This window comes from Endozoicomonas sp. ONNA2 (assembly GCF_024606365.1).
Lineage (GTDB): Bacteria > Pseudomonadota > Gammaproteobacteria > Pseudomonadales > Endozoicomonadaceae > Endozoicomonas.
The window spans coordinates 1-1,001 of the sequence record NZ_JAHHPO010000558.1 but is presented as its reverse complement, the minus strand read 5'-3'; the positions used below and the strand labels follow the sequence as shown (position 1 = coordinate 1,001).

Below are 1,001 nucleotides of genomic sequence, written 5' to 3'. Positions count from 1 at the left end.
AGCTTTTCTTTTCCTTTGTGCTCTTTGTGTGCTTCGTGGTTCAAAGCTTTTGCTTTTGGAATTGATAGGAGCTGGAGTAATACAATAAGTACAACAGGCTGACACTTGAGATACAAGACAGGTGTCGGGAGATTTCCAAGTTGTCACACTCTGAAATGCTCGTCTGGAATGAGCACTCAAACCAACTACCACAAGCAGCTGACACAAGACAAACGATATCAGTTTCAGAACGGCGCCCCGTCTTGGTGACTGGAAAGGTGATACTGTTTATAGGCACGGTGCATATCTTGTCACCCTTGTTCATCGCAAAAGCCGTCTCACGTTGATTGGCAAGGTTGACAACAAGAATTCTGAAATAGTGGCCAATAAGATGATTGAACTGCCCAGACGCGCACGAGGTTCAAAAACAATTACGCTCGATAACGGCGCTGAATTTGCCATGCATTCTCTTGTGTCAAAGGCTGTTAAAGCAGATATCTACTACGCGAAGCCCTACGCCAGTTATCAGAGAGGAACCAATGAAAACACTAATATAATACGTCGCCATTGGCCAAAAAAAACGGCGTTTGGACAGTTCTCTGAAGTGGAAATGAGGCTATGCAGTTTCAAATAAACAGCATGCCCCGCAAGGTACTTGATGGTCTAAGGCCAGTTGAGGGCTACACTGGAAGGTGTGTTATACGTATTTCTTTATTTTTGACCCATTCGCCATCCGGCAAATTCATTGATTTGCTCTTGGATAACTTCTTTGAATTGATCTGTCTTTTTAATACTCTGAATAAGCTCCTCTTTTATTTCCTTTATATTATCCAAGTTGTGCGAAATATCACTTATTTTGTTTTGTTTTTCTTGTTTAGATTCATCGAGCTTTTTAAGTAATTTTTTATTTTCTTTGCTATAAGGTTCAGTTAGCTCCGTGAATAACTTATTCATGTGGCCTACAGTGACACAGGGCGACAGAATCGGTCGAACGATCATCCCGATAATAGGATATTTAGCTA

At 41.3% G+C, this 1,001-nt stretch carries 2 protein-coding genes; one reads left to right on the top strand and one right to left on the bottom strand.

From position 1 onward, the window contains the following. The first annotated feature begins 217 nt into the window (after positions 1-217). A complete protein-coding gene (locus KDK14_RS09775; protein ID WP_257264913.1) occupies positions 218-613 on the top strand; it encodes an IS30 family transposase in 396 nt (131 codons plus the stop codon). 77 nt (positions 614-690) lie between these two features. Here KDK14_RS09775 and KDK14_RS09770 read toward each other — a convergent pair. Beyond that, the coding region (locus tag KDK14_RS09770; protein ID WP_257264912.1) for a hypothetical protein at positions 691-1,001 on the bottom strand (311 nt) is incomplete at its 5' end.